This is a genomic window from Paraburkholderia bengalensis (assembly GCF_037126505.1).
Lineage (GTDB): Bacteria > Pseudomonadota > Gammaproteobacteria > Burkholderiales > Burkholderiaceae > Paraburkholderia > Paraburkholderia bengalensis.
On record NZ_JACFYJ010000085.1, the window covers coordinates 1 to 14,244 of the forward strand.

The 14,244-nt window shown below is 60.2% G+C and carries 13 protein-coding genes and 4 pseudogenes; 8 read left to right on the plus strand and 9 right to left on the minus strand.

Annotated elements, in window-relative coordinates; all coding sequences use genetic code 11:
• The first annotated feature begins 174 nt into the window (after positions 1-174).
• Positions 175-486: a type II toxin-antitoxin system VapC family toxin gene (locus H3V53_RS33315; RefSeq protein WP_336601471.1), complete on the plus strand. Its 312-nt coding sequence runs from the start codon at positions 175-177 to the stop codon at positions 484-486.
• A 357-nt stretch (positions 487-843) separates the two neighbouring features.
• Here the strand turns inward: H3V53_RS33315 and H3V53_RS33320 are convergent, their stop codons facing one another.
• The 3 genes from H3V53_RS33320 to H3V53_RS33330 form a co-directional block, all read right to left on the minus strand.
• Complete coding sequence (locus H3V53_RS33320; RefSeq protein WP_336601500.1) at positions 844-1,332, minus strand: RES family NAD+ phosphorylase; 489 nt, start codon at positions 1,330-1,332, stop codon at positions 844-846.
• Positions 1,329-1,757 carry an antitoxin Xre/MbcA/ParS toxin-binding domain-containing protein gene (locus tag H3V53_RS33325; RefSeq protein ID WP_336601472.1) on the minus strand — a complete coding sequence of 143 codons (429 nt, stop codon included), beginning with the start codon at positions 1,755-1,757 and terminating at the stop codon, positions 1,329-1,331. Before H3V53_RS33325 ends, H3V53_RS33320 begins: the two co-directional genes overlap by 4 nt.
• Positions 1,758-1,931: 174 nt before the next feature.
• A complete protein-coding gene (locus H3V53_RS33330; RefSeq protein ID WP_336601473.1) occupies positions 1,932-2,108 on the minus strand; it encodes a hypothetical protein in 177 nt (58 codons plus the stop codon).
• Between the two features lie 1,781 nt (positions 2,109-3,889).
• Between H3V53_RS33330 and H3V53_RS33335 the strand changes: the two genes are divergently transcribed.
• From H3V53_RS33335 to H3V53_RS33355, 5 genes and pseudogenes are all read left to right on the plus strand, one after another.
• Positions 3,890-4,330 (plus strand): Hsp20/alpha crystallin family protein, encoded by a 441-nt coding sequence (locus H3V53_RS33335; RefSeq protein ID WP_336601501.1) that lies wholly within the window; start codon positions 3,890-3,892, stop codon positions 4,328-4,330.
• A gap of 14 nt (positions 4,331-4,344) precedes the next feature.
• Positions 4,345-4,752, plus strand: coding sequence for an Hsp20/alpha crystallin family protein (locus H3V53_RS33340; protein ID WP_336601474.1), 408 nt, complete (start codon positions 4,345-4,347; stop codon positions 4,750-4,752).
• Positions 4,753-4,821: 69 nt separating this feature from the next.
• A complete protein-coding gene (locus H3V53_RS33345) occupies positions 4,822-5,067 on the plus strand; it encodes a hypothetical protein (protein ID WP_336601475.1) in 246 nt (81 codons plus the stop codon).
• Between the two features lie 58 nt (positions 5,068-5,125).
• Positions 5,126-5,683 (plus strand): Hsp20/alpha crystallin family protein, encoded by a 558-nt coding sequence (locus H3V53_RS33350; RefSeq protein WP_336601476.1) that lies wholly within the window; start codon positions 5,126-5,128, stop codon positions 5,681-5,683.
• 108 nt (positions 5,684-5,791) lie between these two features.
• A pseudogene (locus H3V53_RS33355) lies at positions 5,792-5,953 on the plus strand (IS110 family transposase); the annotation flags it as partial.
• A gap of 340 nt (positions 5,954-6,293) precedes the next feature.
• Here H3V53_RS33355 and H3V53_RS33360 read toward each other — a convergent pair.
• On the minus strand, positions 6,294-7,454 hold the full coding sequence (locus H3V53_RS33360; protein WP_336601477.1) for an IS110 family RNA-guided transposase: 1,161 nt from the start codon (positions 7,452-7,454) through the stop codon (positions 6,294-6,296).
• Between the two features lie 69 nt (positions 7,455-7,523).
• On the opposite strand from H3V53_RS33360, the pseudogene H3V53_RS33365 reads away from it, so the two are divergent.
• A pseudogene (locus H3V53_RS33365) lies at positions 7,524-8,390 on the plus strand (IS110 family RNA-guided transposase); the annotation flags it as partial.
• 307 nt (positions 8,391-8,697) lie between these two features.
• Positions 8,698-9,964 (plus strand): annotated as a pseudogene (locus tag H3V53_RS33370) (IS256 family transposase).
• A gap of 106 nt (positions 9,965-10,070) precedes the next feature.
• Here the strand turns inward: H3V53_RS33370 and H3V53_RS33375 are convergent.
• The 5 genes and pseudogenes from H3V53_RS33375 to H3V53_RS33395 all read right to left on the minus strand — a co-directional run bounded on the left by H3V53_RS33375 (position 10,071) and on the right by H3V53_RS33395 (position 14,240).
• Positions 10,071-10,431: pseudogene (locus tag H3V53_RS33375) on the minus strand (translation initiation factor Sui1).
• Positions 10,432-10,572: 141 nt separating this feature from the next.
• Complete coding sequence (locus H3V53_RS33380) at positions 10,573-11,574, minus strand: FUSC family protein (protein ID WP_336601478.1); 1,002 nt, start codon at positions 11,572-11,574, stop codon at positions 10,573-10,575.
• Positions 11,575-11,859: 285 nt separating this feature from the next.
• On the minus strand, positions 11,860-12,180 hold the full coding sequence (locus H3V53_RS33385) for a hypothetical protein (RefSeq protein ID WP_336601479.1): 321 nt from the start codon (positions 12,178-12,180) through the stop codon (positions 11,860-11,862).
• A 210-nt stretch (positions 12,181-12,390) separates the two neighbouring features.
• Entirely contained in the window at positions 12,391-13,143 is a 753-nt protein-coding gene (locus H3V53_RS33390) for a GntR family transcriptional regulator (RefSeq protein WP_336601480.1), read from the minus strand.
• A gap of 8 nt (positions 13,144-13,151) precedes the next feature.
• Positions 13,152-14,240: an ABC transporter ATP-binding protein gene (locus H3V53_RS33395; RefSeq protein ID WP_336601481.1), complete on the minus strand. Its 1,089-nt coding sequence runs from the start codon at positions 14,238-14,240 to the stop codon at positions 13,152-13,154.
• Between the last annotated feature and the right edge of the window lie 4 nt (positions 14,241-14,244).

The following is a 14,244-nucleotide window of genomic DNA, read 5'->3' on the forward strand; positions in this document are numbered from 1 at the left end:
GAGACGAAGGCTCGAGTCATCATCTAATCCTGGCGAGTGAGAAGATGTAACTCTAGTGGAAGTCATGTTCGATGTTTGAACGACATTTCGCTCACGATTTCGCCAGGCCGCCGCGGTGTTGTCTCGTCAGGAATCCATAACTTTACATAATAGTTCCGCGGCGCCGTCGGCTCAATGAGCGTCCTTATCGATACATCCGTCTGGCCAGTGGTGCTTGTTGAACTCGCCTGCGGCACGCCGCCTGCGCCCCGCGCACGGACGCTCCGCGACATCGGGTTGCTACAACATGCGACGCACGCGACATGGGCCGAGGTAATGGAGTTGATCGAGGCAAGACAGCTTTACGGTCGAGGTTGTGGCAGCAGCGACCTTACGCTGCTTGCGTCAACCTTGATGACTCCAGGGGCGTCACTCTGGACCCTGGACAAGCGCCTTGCCCAGCTCGCCGGCGAACTCGACATCGCGTATATGCAAGACATTCACTAGAAATGTTGTGCGCCAGGAACGTCAGTCGGCAGACTGACGTAACCAGTTCTGCGATCAATGGCCTGGTAGCGCTCCCTCGCCGACTTCTGAGAGCCTTCCTCCATCGGCGAGCAACCAGTATTATTTAGATAAGCTAATAACATTACGCTAAAAACTATTATGTCTACTCACGCAGCAAAGTACAGTTCCTGCGCTTTCATATTCGACTGACGGCCGTGTCGGCTTTGGCAACCCAGACAAGAAGAATATAAGACGGCGCTGCACTGGGCGAGTGCGAACTAAACCAGAAGTCACGTCCTGGCCATCTCCCTCGAGAAGCAAAGCGTCGAGGCAAGGCTAGCCGACCACCACCATAATCTAGGTGTGTCCGACCGACGGCATTACAAAGAGGCGTTCGTCCCACACCACGGGTTGTGGCTCGGTCACGGCAATCCGCGTCGCGTCGGGGTGTGCGGGATTGACCAGCACGTTGAACTCTGCACGGACGACGACGGAAGGTACAATCAGGAGCGCAGTACGCGACTCGGTCAGCCAGGCGTCGCCGAACTCCCTTGCCGCCTGTAGTGCTGGCGCATCCCAACCCCCCGGCAACGATTCGGCCGAATGGCGTTCGACGCGAATATCGTCGGGAACCGCTGCTTCAACCCATCCGTGCGTCTTCGGTACCTTGCCGATGCGCGCATGAACAAGAACCTCGAGCATCGCACCGGCGAAGGTCGACGCGGCATAGATGACCGGTCGCCCCGGGCTATTGAAGCGGCCGCCCACCAGCATCGCGCCGGTGCCGCTCGCGCCGGTGCCGCTCCAGACCGTGTGTCGAGTGTCGGCGATTCGAAACAACTTCACGCCGGCAACCCATAAAACAGTTTCCAAAGCAGCTCTTCGACCCGGCGCGCGCCGAGCTCGGTCAGCGCAACATCGAGCGGCGCCCGCCCTTCGAGCTCCGGGTGCGGCGTCGACAGGAATTCCCGCGCGTCCTCTTCGTCGTTCCAGACGTAGGCCGTCGTCGCGAAGATCCTGGCCAGCCGCTCAGTCTTTTCCGATTCGTCTGGCGTCAGCCGATCGCGGCGCCGCTTGTAGGTCGCTTCGGGGATGATGCGGGCAAGTAGCGCACGCCGGGCGTCGGCACCCTGCGTCGCATGTTCGACGCCCGCGCGCAGCGCGGACTTGGGTAGGCCGTCGCGGACAAGTGCCTCGAGTTCCGCGAGCGTGTGCGGGACCTGCCGCAGCTCCATGACCGCGGCCACTGCTTCTGGCGTAATCAGTGACATGCGACTCCCGACTAAGGTATCATTTGATACCTAATGATAGCGCAATTGATACCGTACACAAAACCCCTCTTCAACCTAACGGGCTCCAGCGGGGAGCGTGTCGAGGCGGCCACCTCGAACATCGTCCGTGCATCGCCCACATAAACGGTCCGAGGCTCGTTGCAGATTGAGCGTCTAACGCCGCCCCGTGTATGCGAGGCCGGCCGCGACGCCTGCAAGCAACCCTGTCAGGTTAGTAGTCGCCGCCTCCTGAGCGATGATGTCCGCTGTTGCATGGTGAGCCTTTAAAATTTCGACGGCGGGCTTTTCGATCCAGTCAATCCGTTCCTTTTGTTCTTTGGCGTCGCTCATACAATTCGAGTGAGTGGACTATTAACGAAATGTTGCCGTCCACAATGGATGCATTGCTCCCAGACGCGTTAGAAGATTAGCGATTTTGGAGGACGTCGCTAAAGCATCTGTCATCACGGCGGGCAGTTGTTGAAGTTCGCAGTTTCAGCTAATGGTGTCCGTTAAACCGCTAACCGTGTCCGTTAATTCTGCTAACGCAGCCGGCGGTAGGTCTTGAACATGCTCGCCTCTCGATAGCGGTTGATCGCGCGCGGCGCCGCGTCGAAATGTCCTGATGGACGAAAAAGCGAAGCGGGGACGGCTTCGAGGAGGGTGCGATGCTTTTATCGGCTCACCGCGCATTGCCGATGCGCGACGGCTTGAGTCCTCAAGCGACCACAACCCCGTCGGATTGCCGCATTGGGTGTTCTGACGCAGCCCGCTCCCGCACGTACCGCCAGCGATACTGCGCAGAGCGTCGTATTGGCTCGCGCGGGGTCCAAAAAACACTGGTCCCATCTGTCCCATCCAGGCGAGGACCTTCATGCGGACGTGCCTCGGAATGCTGGTCGTTCGACCTCATGCCGGCATTGCAGGGATTCATGTTTTTTCTCCTCCGAGGGTCACCGCCGCGCGCTTGCTTACCGTCAGATGCATTCCTCGCTTGCACAGCGGCGAATCACTGGCACCTCACCGGATCGGAAACACGTCATCAGGCTCGGGCGTAAACCGTGATCCAGAGCCGGGACAAATGACGCTGCCCCTGAGGGCCACCCGCTGGTTCAGATATGGCAGGACCAGCGTCGGAGCCGGCGCGCCCCTTTTGCCCTGGAGGATGTCAGCCACATCCTCTTGGTCACAGGACGTCGAGGCGCGGTCGTGAATCGTCGTCGTAAAGTTCCTCCGCGCGGACGTACCGTTGCCGTGCTGGATCGGCGGGGTTTGCCCGTTCTCATGTTGGATGGGAAATGTATTCAGCGGCGGGATGTCCGCTAGCGCACCACCCGCTACGCCCGTCCCCGCGCACATTGTCGCTGCCGCGAGTATGACCAACCGAGTATTCATGGAAAAAAATCCTTCACTAATGCCGTGGATGCCCGAGGGCGGAATCACGTCATGTGCGCGTCTTCACTTCCCGGAAGAGGAACAAAAAGCACTTTCTCGTGCTCCGCCGGTCTGGCAGATGGCCGCAATTGCGTGGAACGGCGAAACCGCCGTATGCATTGCTCGACTAAAGCCGGCTAGCGCTTTCTCAAGCGCGAGGACATACGTCGGATCGTGCGTCGCACCGCAACAACTTCCGCATGGAGCACGCGGCGGGCCCGTCTGGCGGAAGCGCGCACGACGTCGACAATAGCGCCCGCCGCGCGGTCGAGGCGCTCGGACGGACGAATGTGCGGACGTGAATGAAGGGTGCTCATCGTCATCTCCTTATAGGCAGCAAGGAAGAGAACGGGCTTGCGCGCTCAAGTTCGCCTGCCATGCTGCGGGGCAAACAAATCGAAACACGCAGCGCGCGCCGATAGGTTATCGTGCGCACTGCCTGAGCTGCGTATAACTTAGCTTCACTGACTAAAAATTTCAAGATGCCTGAGAACCTGCTTGTAAAGCGGAAGCCGGCGTCAATTTGTTTTGCCCTTGAAAAATCCGCCGCAAATCCTATCTTAAGTTTCGCTCAGGCAGACGTGTCGTGCCCGACCGGCCGCACGCTGCGTGTTTCGATTTGTTTGCCAGACGCTGGCGGGCGAACTGGAGCGCGTAGGCCCGTTCGCCTCAATGCGTCACTTGAGGAGGACAGCATCATGAGCGATCTCTATTCCGGCACCGACCTGTTCAGCGACTTCGACCGCTTGCAGCGTCAGATGGCGAGCCTGTTCGGTACTTTCCCGTCGAGCATTCGCGCGAGCCGCTTCGGCACGTTCCCGGCCGTCAATATCGGCGCTACTGACGACTCGATTGAGATCGTCGCATTCGCGCCGGGCGTCGATGCGGCCGCACTCGACGTATCGATCGACAAGGGCGTGCTGAGCATCAGCGGGGAGCGCAAGCCGTCCCTGCAGGCCTCCAACGATGAAACGCGCACCTATGCGCAGGAGCGCTTCAGCGGCGCCTTCCGGCGCGTTATCGAACTGCCGCAAACGGCGGACCCCGACAAGGTTCAGGCCCATTATGAAAATGGCTGCCTGAAGATCACCGTCGGCAAGCGCGAATCATCGAAGCCACGTGCAATTTCTGTCCAGTAACCCGGGAGGCAATCATGAACGACACCACCCAACTCGCTCCACGCGACCAGTCCGCGCTCGCGCGGCACCAGGGCGAACAGTCCGAGCGCCGCATGACGATCGTCCCGGCCGTCGACATTTATGAAGATGGCCAGGCCGTCACGCTGTGGGCCGACCTGCCCGGCGTCACCAGGGACAAGCTGAATGTGCGGGTGCACGACGCAAACCTCTCGATCGAGGCCGAGGCGGTCGTCCCCACGCCCGCCAACCTGCGTCTGCAGCATGCCGAGGTCCGGGAACCACATTTTGGGCGCACCTTCACGCTCTCACCGGACTTTGACGTCTCGAAGATCGAGGCGAATCTGTCAGATGGCGTGCTCAGGCTGACGATCCCTCGCCACGAACAAGCGCGTCCGCGGCGTATCGAGGTCAAGACCGGCTGACACACTGGCCACAAGATGTGCGCGGTGGTGCCCGCGCCGCCACCGCCCACATGATGGCAGGGAGGTTCTATGCCCGAAGAAACACATCATGTGTGGAAAGGTCACGAAGTTCGTGTCTGCACGATACCCGTGCGATATGTCGTGGCACGCACCTCGGCGCCAGACGGCTACGTCGCCATTCTGCGGATCGAATCCGGGGGCGCGGTTCTGGCCGACTGGCATTTGCCGCGCTTCGGTGAACGCTGGTCCAGCGCAGGCGAAGCGCAGCGGGCTGCATTCGAGTACGCAGTCAAGCTGGTAGACGGCGAGTATTAGGCGTCGCCGCCTAGCGGCATGAGGCTCCTCAAACATTTATGCTGAAACGGAGATGACCATGGACACCGATTTGCAAAAATGGAACCCGTTCAGATTCCTTCGCAAGGACAGGACGGATCGGAATGACAAGGCGAAACCGTCGGACACCTCGGGGCCGCCGTCCGAGCGCACGGACATCGCACGCCTGGTACACGCCGATCCCTGGCGAATCATGCAGGGGTTCTTTAATGACCCGTATGCGGGCTTCGGCGCGCTGGACCGTTGGTTCGGCGACTTTACGCCAGCGCGATTCCAGCCACATATCGATGTCGTCGACGAGGGTGACGCCTTGCGGGTGACGGCGGAACTGCCCGGCATCGAACGCGAGGACCTGCATATGACCATTGAAAATGGCGCCCTCGTGCTGCGCGGCGAAAAGAAGCAGGACGTGCGCAGTGAGGAACAGGGTTGCTACCGGCTGGAACGCGCATACGGCGCTTTTCTGCGCACGATACCGCTACCCGAGGACGTCGATTTGGACAAGGTCGACGCACGTTTCGACAAAGGCGTTCTGAACATACGAGTGCCGCGCACCGATAGCGCGCGATCTACCGTGCGCAAGATCGAGATCCGCTGACAGCGGTGAGGAACCGCCGCGAGTGAGCCTGTCAGATTTAATGAGATGGTCACTCCCACCCTACATGCGCGCTACTCTGTAGGGTGTTTTCTTTCTGGAGACCTCATCATGCAAAGCGTGACGCTGGTTGGAATCGATCTGGGCAAACACTCGTTTCACCTCCACGGTCAGGATCAGCTCGGTCGAGCGGTGTTTCGCAAGAAGGTAAGCCGCAAGCAGCTCATCGAGTTCTTCGCCACATTCCACGCGTGCACCGTCGTGATGGAAGCCTTCTATGAGAAGTAAATTGTCAAGACCGTTCCTGACTTGCGGTCGTGTCGTAAATCAGTTGTGCACTGCCTGTGACGCATGAGTATTGTCGGCAAGGCCGATCTACATCGCCGGGGCTGAAGCCGTGTGTCGCGCTCCTAAGACGTTAGCGTCTTACCACCTTCTATCCGCCGGCGGGGAAGCGCCAGCCTCATCCTGTATGCGCGTTACGCTGGAACTTTTCCAGGAGCATGCCCCATCTGTGGATCAGTTGCGTTTGCAACTCGGCTTCCATACGGGCATGTTTCTCTTCAGCTGGCTGGCGCAGAACGTCAACGCCAACGACGTATTCCGGTCAGTGTCAGCCGTTGCTCGCTCTTGCTGCTTTCAGTTGTGCACCATCGGGTAGAACACCGTCCTTGAGATACCTCCAGAGCGCGATCGCAAGACGCCGCGCTACCGCGACGATAGCAATCCGTCGATGCCGTCGGTTTGGACCCGTACCCTGTGTACGCTGGTTGAACCATTGTGTCAGCGCGCTTGCCGGCTGGTGGCGGATCCATGACCACGCCATTTCGACCAGCAGGGCTCGCACGCGCGCGTTGCCCTGTTTACTGATGCCCTGATCCGTCTGGATCTCGCCACTGTCGTAGGGCTGCGGCACGAGGCCAACGCACGCACCGACCTGTCGGCGATTCGTGAACTGTCGCCAGAACAGTTCCAGCACCAGTCTGGAGCCGCCGAGCCGCCCGACTCCCTGTAGGCGTGTGAGGTGGTGAATGCGCTGGCGTACGGGTTCTGGTAGACGGGATTGTCGTGCCTTATCAAGAGCGGCGAGTTGCTCTTGAGCCAGTGCCAGCCGCTCGCATTCACGCAAGAGCCGCTCCCGAAGCTCGGGCGGCAAGGGGGAGCCGTCGTAGCACCTCACGTCGTCGCGTGCTAGCCGCCCTGCAAATTGTCGGATGTCGGGTTGATCCCGACAGCCAAAGGTGATGAGAAGCTTGCGCATGCGGTCGCAATGCTGCAGTACTTCCTTGTGTAGTTGGGCCCGATCACGCATAAGGTGGCGGGATGCTTCGTCCTGCAGCGACGGAACTTGGATGACGTGCATGCGTTCGCGTTCGCCGCGAAGCCAGGCGCGCAAGCTCACGACCAGCTTGATCACATCAAGCCGGTCGGTTTTTGCGCGACGCTTGCGATCCCGCGAGCATTCCCGTTGAGCGGCACACATTGCGGGCTCGCGGGATCGAATGTCTAATCGTATCCAGAATCCGTCCTGCCCGGCCTCGTAGCTCACCACGATTCTCGTATCTGAAGGGAGTGACCACTTATCCCTGTAGGCCGTCAGCAGGTCCAGAACAGCCTGCAAACGCGCTGCCGAGTGGGGCTCGGTGATTGTGTGTATCGCGGGTCGGTCACGTCGACCATCATGCAACGCAATTTTCCATTTCGCGCCAGCCAACTCCAGTGAGGCGGCCAGAATGATCTCAACCTGGGCGTTTTCCACTTGATTTGCGCGCATGATCTCCTCCTTGGGCTGGTAACGACAAGTCGATAGTATCGATCGGTTCGTAGGACCCTTCGTCATAGGATCTGTGCTGGTGCGCATTACATGGCGCGCAAACTGGCTGATTTGGGGCACCAGGTCAAACTCATCTCGCCGCAATTCGTGCGGCCGTTCGTCAAGAGCAACAAGAACGACTTCGTGGACGCTGAGGCGATCTGCGAGGCGGCATCGCGCCCGTCCATGCGGTTCGTTACGCCGAAGACCGAATCACAGCAAACGCTATCGGCCTTGCATCGGGTGCGCGAATCGCTGATCCGCGACCGCACGAAGACGACCAACCAGATGCACGGTTTCCTGCTGGAATTCGGCATCAACCTACCGGTTGGCCAAGCCGTTATCGTCCGCTTACCGGCAGTGCTTGCCGAGCATTCGTTGCCTGCACGCCTGATTTCGATCCTTGAGAGGCTACATGCGCACTTCAAGTATCTCAGCGAACAGATCGGTGAGATCGACAGGGAAATGGTCCGGCAGCTCGCTGACGACGACCTCGGTCAGCGCCTGCTGTCGATTCCCGGTGTCGGTCCTGTCACGGCGAGCGTGCTGGCGGCCGAGATGGGCGACGGCAAGCAGTACGCCTGCGGCCGGGACTTTGCTGCCTCGCTCGGGCTGGTGCCTCGCCAGTACAGCACAGGGGGCCGGGCTAACCTGTTAGGCATCAGCAAGCGAGGTGACAAGAACATCCGGCGTCTGCTGGTGCAGTGCGCCAGAGCCTACATGCTGCGGCTCGAGCGGCAATCCGGCCGCTTGGCCGAGTGGGTTCGCGCCATGCTTGCACGCCGACATTCCAACGTAGTGGCCTGTGCGTTGGCCAACAAGCTCGCACGAACGGCTTGGGCTCTCGCTACCCGCCACACCACGTTCAATGCGGGAGCAGATCCGATGTCAAGCTGAGCGTCGGACTCCGCATACGTTTTACCGAAGTGCACCCACCTGGTTTTGCGATCGCTGAAATTTGATGACGTGAACGGCACACCGGCCTGACGGACAACCTGAACACTAAATTAGCTTCCGAAGCCGAAGATTTTTTTCAGGATCATCAGGCGCGACTCTCATCGTGGCGCGGACAGCTATCTCCACAACGACGCCGGATAGATTTACGCAAGCCAATCCGCAACATCAAAAATCAGCCTTGCAAAAATGGGAGTGACCATAGATTTAGTGTGCCGAGGTCATGAGACGATAACGGAAATTACGTCCTATGACCGAAGCAACTGTGACCAGGAAGAACAAGAACGCGAAGGCGCCGAAACTGTTCCCCGATGAGCTGATCGATCAACTGCTGGCGCAGATTCAGAACAAGGATGCCGAGTCGGTTCTCGGCGAATCGGGGCTGGCCGGGCAGCTGAAGAAGCAACTGGCTGAGCGCATGCTCGCGGCGGAGCTCACGCATCACCTGGAGAGCGAGGCGGAGCAAGGCAATGCCGGCAACCACCGCAATGGCACAAGCCACAAGACGGTTACCACGCCCAACGGCGAACTGAATCTGGACATTCCACGCGATCGGCAGGCGACGTTCGAGCCGCAATTGGTGGGCACATATCAGCGTCGGCTGCCGGGCTTCGACGATCACGTCATCAGCATGTACGCGCGCGGCATGAGCGTGCGCGAGATCCAGGGCCATTTGCTGGAGCTGTACGGGCTCGAAGTGTCGCCCGACCTGATTTCGACCGTCACCGATGAGGTACTGGCCGAAGTCGAGCAGTGGCAACAGCGTCCGCTCGAGGCGATGTACCCGATCATGTATTTCGACGCACTTCGGCTGAAGATCCGCGACGAGGAGACGGTCAGGAACAAGGCGGTGTACTCGCGCTGGGCATTCGGGGCGACGGCCGCAAGGAAGGGCTGGGTTTGTGGATCGAGCAAACCGAGGACGCCAAGTTATGGCTGAAGGTCTTCAACGAACTCAAAAACCGCGGCCTGCACGACATCCTGATCGCCGTCGTCGACGGCTTGCGCGGCTTCCCGAAGCCATTGAGGCGGTGTATCCGGCTGCCCAGATCCAGACCTGCATCGTGCATCTGATCCGCAATTCGTTGAATCTGGCGAGCTGGAAGGACCGTAAGCCGCTGGCTGCCGCGCTCAAGCCGATCTATCAGGCCGCCACCGCCGAAGCCGCCGAGGCGGCGCTGCAAGCCTTCTCTCAAAGCGAATGGGGCAGGAAATTCCCAACGGTCGCCGCGATGTGGCAGCGCCAATGGGAGCAGGTCATCCCGTTCTTCGCCTATCCGCCAGAAGTACGCAAAATCATATATACGACCAACGCGATCGAGAGCATGCATATGCAGTTGCGCAAGATCGTCAAGAACCGCGGCCACTTCCCCAGCGACGAGGCCGCCAGCAAACTGCTGTACCTGGCCTTGCGCAACATCGAAAAGGATTGGAAGATGCCACCTATCACCTGGCGGCAAGCAGTCAATCAGTTCGCCATTCTGTTCGGCGAGCGATTCACGAGCGCCATGAGCTGAGATCTTTTAACCGGCCTCAGCACACGAAATTCCTGACACCTCCCAATGACACCCTTGTTGATGGCCTTTAGACCGACGGAGATCGCGCCGCCGCTCACTAGCGCAATTATCCCCCGGCCCGCTTTGCAGTGTGCCCGTCCTTTCTGAGCGCTTCGATGATTCGCTCGCAATGGTCGCCCTGTACTTCAATCACGCCATCCTTGACCGTTCCACCGGAACCGCAAGTCGTGCGCAACTGCTTGCCTAGCAATGCAAGGGCAAGAGGATCGAGCGCCAGCCCTTTGACGATCGTCACGCTTTTCCCGCCCCGGCCCTTGGACACCAGAGTCACCCGTACCACACCATCGCCCACCGGTTGTACCCTGGCAACGGCCTTGCAGACACATTTCGCAAGCACCTGCTTACATTCAACACATCCGCCCACCATCGGTGGAATAGACAAGGCCACCTTTTGAACTACATTTCATGATCGGATTACTCAGAGACTAATCGGGCGAGTTTAGCAGGGGCGTATTCCGCTGGGCGTACCAAACAATCCGGCCAGAGCGTGTGACTTCGACGCGATGGCCTGGGCCATCCGTGTCGACGAAAGCAAGTGAACGGAAAGATCACCGCAAAAAACGGCGTGCCGCGATGTGCACCCCAACCACGCAAGCCAACCCGATGAGACCGCCCGCGAGTACATGCGTGAGCCGCTCGAACGCATCGACGACAGACTGGTTCGCGAGCACGATCGCAAGCGAGACGAAAACACAGCGAAAGGAATATTCGACTACGTAGCGCTGAAAAGTGACGAGCGTGAGAAACGCGGCCAGCGTAGCAAGCGTCACGGCCATGCTCGAGTGCGGCACCACGTACTGCCCGAGCAGCACGCCGACCGGCACCCCGACAATGACGCCGAAAGCGCGGTTCTGCAGTTTCGTTTGCGCCGTATCCACTGCACCTGTGACGATGCTTGCGGCACCCCAAATCACCCACTGCGCGTGATCCATGTGCCCGTATTCGACCATCACCGCCGTGATGCCGACGGCAGCGACCATCGCGATCAGGTCTTCCGCGTAGGGTGCGCGCGTGCCGAAATCGTCGAGACGCGACCAGCGGGCCGCCGTCTTGCCGCGCGAGCGGATATACGCCGACACCAGCGCTGGCACGAGCGCGAGGAGCAGATACGGCAGCGAAGCAGGCGCAGCGTGCATCAAGGCATCGATGCTGCGCCCTCCGTGCAGATCGTTGGCGAGAATCAGGACGGGCACAAAGGTCCAGTTGCCGAGCGTGCGCAGCTTCCTGCCGCGCGAAGCGAGCAGGATCACACCCGCCGCGAGCAGCATGCAGGCAACGACGAACAATGCCGGCACCCGTTCAGCAAGCACCAAAAGATAGGTTGCTCCGATAACCACCAGTCCGTGCGCCAGCACGCCTATGGGACGCATCGCTAGCCTGTCTTCGGCGATCATCGTCGCGATCGTTAGGAGCGACGCCTTGATCCACAGCGCGTTACCCGTCACCATCGCAAGGACGACAAACGGTGCCAGGCCAATGGCCGCGTGCACCAACGGCCAGCCCCTGATTTCGGTGGCAAGGCGAAGATGCAGGGGTGCGTCGGCAGGCATGCGTGAAGTCCTCTTCCGATGTCCTCAGCGGACTATCGCGCTGTGACCCGGCAGGCAGCCACTCAGTCTGCGCACCGGATGTCCCGATGAACTTACAACGCTATATTACGCGCCTGCCAGAGTCGATTTGCGTGCATGGCTGATCGCCGATGCAACTGCAGGCCACCACAGTCGTATCGTAGAGTCGCTCAATTAGTGAAGAATGATTGGGGATTCAGTGGTGCCGCCGGGTGGCCCGGCGGTAACACCCGATAGTAGCAACTTCAACTTCCCCGGTCGCCGCGCTCAGTTGGCGGATTGACCGTCTGGCGTGCTAGCAGGCACGAGCATCAGCATGATCCCTGCCGCAACGCCCACCGCCGCGAAGGCATAGAAGTTCCAGGGCAGCGGCGCACCCGCTTGCGCCAGCACGCCACGAGCCCCACGGCCATAAGCCGTAGCATCGATCGCTGCGCCGGGAATACCCAGCCTTCGGGCAAGCGAACGTGCATCACCGGGTCTGCCTTTCTCGATCAGAAACTCCAGCGACTCCGGCAAATAACGTGCAACGAAAGGCAGCACGACAAGAGGAGCAGCGCCGAGCCAAAAAAAGTCCCCGCCAGCCATGCGACGGCGGCCACACGATCGCGAGCAGCGCGACGACTATGCCGCCCAGCGAGTAACCCGTGTAGATCAGCGCATGCAGAATCCCGCTGTCCATCGAATACGTTGGACGCCATGTCTACGCCGACGTCACCCGTGCCGGATGATCCTGTATTCATGCCCACGCTCTCCCCGATGCGTTGATGAAAGTTCCTGCTCCAGTTCGCTAGCGAATCAGCGCTCCCTTTCGAGTTCAGCCGGACCGCGATGGCTTACCGGCCCTAACCTGCCGCGCGTCTCCGCGCTTTCCTGTCCCTCACGCAGTACATGACGTGCAATCTCGGCCACGCGCTCGACGTGCGCGGTCGCGGCATCGCGTGCCTCAACGGGCGCACGTGCGCGAATCGCCGCGAGGATCCGGCGCATTTCCTGAACAGCCTGGCGGCCGCGGTCATCGGATGCGATCGTCAACGCACGCAGCCTGTTGATACGCGCCGTCAACGATTGCACGATGCCCCACGCCACGCTCTTCTTGCCGCCCGTGAACATGCATTCGTAGAACGCAGACGTGAAGGCGCGCACGGCCTGATGATCCTGCGCATCAAACGCGGCCTGGATCTTTTCGATACAGCCGGCCAGCTCCGCATGCGTGCTTTCGTCGGCGTGCTGCGCGCAGGCCATTGCGGCTTCGCCCTCCAGTAACGCGCGTATTTCGTAGATCTCGGCAGCCGTATCGAGATCGAGTATCGCGACTATCGGCCCCTGGTTCGGAATCGAATCGACCAGCCCTTCCGTCTCCAGATGCCGCAACACTTCGCGCACGACCGTCCGGCTCACGCCCAGCTCCTCACACAGCGAACGCTCGACAAGCCGCTCGCCCGGACGAAAATGCGCATCGACGATCGCTGCACGCATTTTCTCCAGCGCGAGTTCGCGCAGCGTCGTGGTGCGGCGTTCGACCTTCAGCGATGGCAGTGCATCACTCATGGCAATCGTCACGCTTGAGCAAAGAGCCGCACGTCGCGCGTATCCCAATCGACGAGCGCGTTCGTGCCGATCGACAGCCCGCTATCATGGCGCTGTCCCGCGGGCATGCGGATCGAGATTTGCTGTTGCCATGGCGTTGCCACCGCGTAATGCATCGCATCGCCGAGATACGTGATGTCGCGCACCGTGACCGGCAAGCCTGCTGTGCCATTCGCATCACGCATCGCGTGGATGCGCATTTGCTCCGGGCGAATCATCAGCGTGCCGTCGTCGCCCGCCGTGAGCGCCGGGTTGAAACTGCCGGACGTAACCTGATGACCATTCGGGAACACGCCGTTCATGCGTCCATCGGTGTGCGACGTTACGCGCACGGGCAGGAAATTCGAATTGCCGATAAAGCTCGCGACAAAGCGCGACGCAGGGTTCGCATACAGCTCCTCGCCCGTGCCGACCTGTTCAATGCGCCCTTTGTTGAACACCGCAATACGGTCCGACAGACGCAGCGCTTCTTCCTGATCATGCGTCACATAGAGAATTGTGACGCCCGTTTCCTGATGGATGCGGCGCAGTTCGAGCTGGATTTCTTCGCGTAGCTTCTTGTCGAGTGCGGACAGCGGCTCGTCCATCAGCAGCACGGGCGGATCGTAGGCGAGCGCACGCGCAATCGCGACGCGCTGCTGCTGTCCGCCCGACAGTTGCGCGGGCATGCGGTCGCGGCATTCGGACAGATGCACGAGCTTGAGCATCTGCTCCACTTTCGCTTTCACTTCCGCTTCAGGACGGCGGCGCACGCGCAACGGAAACGCGACGTTTTCGCCCACCGTCAGATGCGGAAAAAGCGTGTAGCGCTGAAACACCATGCCGATGTTCCGCTTGTTCGGCGCAACGGAAAGCAATGGCTTGCCCTCGAGCAATACGCGTCCTTCGCTCGGCTCCTGAAAGCCCGCGACGATGTACAGCGTCGTGCTCTTGCCCGAACCGGACGGCCCGAGGAACGTCATGAATTCGCCCTTGCGCACATCGAGAGAAACCTGATCGATGGCGACGACGTCATCGTATGTTTTGCGCAGGCGCTGGATTTGGAGGAATGCAGTCATGTCG

What these genes read in the sequence shown, in the direction of transcription:
- H3V53_RS33315 (WP_336601471.1), top strand. Translation starts at nt 175, where the DNA reads ATGAGCGTCCTTATCGATACATCCGTCTGGCCAGTGGTGCTTGTTGAA.
- H3V53_RS33325 (WP_336601472.1), bottom strand. Translation starts at nt 1,757, where the DNA reads ATGTCACTGATTACGCCAGAAGCAGTGGCCGCGGTCATGGAGCTGCGG.
- H3V53_RS33330 (WP_336601473.1), bottom strand. Translation starts at nt 2,108, where the DNA reads ATGAGCGACGCCAAAGAACAAAAGGAACGGATTGACTGGATCGAAAAG.
- H3V53_RS33335 (WP_336601501.1), top strand. Translation starts at nt 3,890, where the DNA reads ATGAGCGATCTCTATTCCGGCACCGACCTGTTCAGCGACTTCGACCGC.
- H3V53_RS33340 (WP_336601474.1), top strand. Translation starts at nt 4,345, where the DNA reads ATGAACGACACCACCCAACTCGCTCCACGCGACCAGTCCGCGCTCGCG.
- H3V53_RS33345 (WP_336601475.1), top strand. Translation starts at nt 4,822, where the DNA reads ATGCCCGAAGAAACACATCATGTGTGGAAAGGTCACGAAGTTCGTGTC.
- H3V53_RS33350 (WP_336601476.1), top strand. Translation starts at nt 5,126, where the DNA reads ATGGACACCGATTTGCAAAAATGGAACCCGTTCAGATTCCTTCGCAAG.
- H3V53_RS33360 (WP_336601477.1), bottom strand. Translation starts at nt 7,454, where the DNA reads ATGCGCGCAAATCAAGTGGAAAACGCCCAGGTTGAGATCATTCTGGCC.
- H3V53_RS33380 (WP_336601478.1), bottom strand. Translation starts at nt 11,574, where the DNA reads ATGCCTGCCGACGCACCCCTGCATCTTCGCCTTGCCACCGAAATCAGG.
- H3V53_RS33385 (WP_336601479.1), bottom strand. Translation starts at nt 12,180, where the DNA reads ATGGCTGGCGGGGACTTTTTTTGGCTCGGCGCTGCTCCTCTTGTCGTG.
- H3V53_RS33390 (WP_336601480.1), bottom strand. Translation starts at nt 13,143, where the DNA reads ATGAGTGATGCACTGCCATCGCTGAAGGTCGAACGCCGCACCACGACG.
- H3V53_RS33395 (WP_336601481.1), bottom strand. Translation starts at nt 14,240, where the DNA reads ATGACTGCATTCCTCCAAATCCAGCGCCTGCGCAAAACATACGATGAC.